We start from the raw sequence: 1,617 nt of genomic DNA on the forward strand, positions 1-1,617 counted from the left end.
ACGGTATTGGTTTATTCACTTGGGAAGAATTTTGAACGGTTTCAGGCCAGTCTCGGCCTTCAAGAGGGAGCAGGTCATCTGGGAAATGTTGATGTGAAAATTGTGGCTGATGGGAAAACGTTATATGACAAACGGGGGTTTACGATCGGCACCAAACAGGAGCCTCTCAATCTTAACGTAACGGGATGCCAGACATTGACTTTAATTGTGGACTTTTGAACAGGTCAGGACGTTGGCGATCGTTTTGTCTGGGGAGATCCCAAGCTGATCCGTACGGTACCGAAAGAACTGGCGGCAAGTAAAAATTGAATGAAGTCAGGTTATAGAAAATAATGTTAGATTATTATGAATAGACAACACGTATATCAGTTCCAATGTAAAAATGGTACCCGCATTCGAGAGCGTTACAACTTGATCGTGATGCTGATCGTCATCTCTACTGCTTTTAGCCCATTTGGGATGTCCGATTTGAAAGCAGGTGATCCTGCAAAAATAAAACCGACTGCTTCACAATTGATCGTACGTGATGTGAGTGTGTTTCTAGTTTCGGCACATGGGAAAAAACTGAACGATGCATCATTATTCCGCTCGACAACTCCCGGGTATATGTTATCACGACGATTGAGTGCAGACGCAGAGAATAGCCACAAACCAGTCCCGCTAGGTTTAATGACCTTCGAAGGCCCTGCAGTAAAAGATATCGATATCCTGATCGAATTTCCTTCCGGACGGTTTTTATCTCATTGGCCTACAGCACGAATTCAATCAAAACGAATATATTGGCGCGCTCAAAATATGTTAAAAGAGTCTCGGCTCAGTATGAAGATGCAAAATTCACACTGGCTCAGTCATTTACAAACCACAGATCGGTTGTTTTTGAAGGGGATTAATAAGAGCGAACGATTTATTTTGTATGATGTGGAATTAAATCATGTACCGGGAATTACTCTAACCCATTCGAAAGAGGGGTTTCAGATTCAGAATCGCCAGGCTTATCCATTACAGCATGTTACGATTCTACAGCCAACCGCGCAGAAGCAGGAATGGAAATTGGCGGCGATCAATCAAGTTCCAGGTTGCAAGAAAAAGGAAAAGAAACCAGCGCCTAAATCAGAGACAACTACGAAATCGAAAGCCAATGATCCGCTGTCAGATAAAAGTCTGAAGGATAAAGCGAAAGTGAAAAAGGCAGGCGAATTGGCAGCACTGGGTGGACAATTGCGAGCGATCGGAGCGCTGCCGACATTAACCAAACCGACAAAGAAAAGTACTGCAAAAACAACTACCGCAGTGGAAAAAGTACCCCCGATTAGTATTCCATTCGCTGATAGACCACCACTGACACAGGAAAAAGTATTGGCTGTATGGGAAAAGACATTAACAGAACTGGGATTGGGGAAACCAGAGACCACACATGTCTTGAAAATTCTCGCTCAGCATGCATTACGGGATGATCAGGCGACTGTAGTGTATTGTTTGGATGAGGGTTACCTTGACAAAATACTCCCGGTGGAAGTCACTCCGTTTCCTGATGTCTTTCGCCGAACGGCGATTGTAATTCTAATTGATGCTGATCCAGCCTTGTTGAAACGTATTAATCAATTAATAGCAAAGTTA

Annotated in this window: 2 protein-coding genes; both read left to right on the top strand. The window is 43.5% G+C overall.

What is annotated here, in order from left to right; genetic code table 11:
• A partial coding sequence (locus Q0668_RS19280; RefSeq protein WP_298867625.1) for an NPCBM/NEW2 domain-containing protein occupies positions 1-219 on the top strand: 219 nt, incomplete at its 5' end.
• 126 nt (positions 220-345) lie between these two features.
• Positions 346-1,617, top strand: a 1,272-nt coding sequence (locus tag Q0668_RS19285) for a hypothetical protein (protein ID WP_298867627.1), incomplete at its 3' end; no start/stop codon positions are given.

It is taken from the genome of uncultured Gimesia sp., assembly GCF_937910335.1.
GTDB lineage: Bacteria > Planctomycetota > Planctomycetia > Planctomycetales > Planctomycetaceae > Gimesia.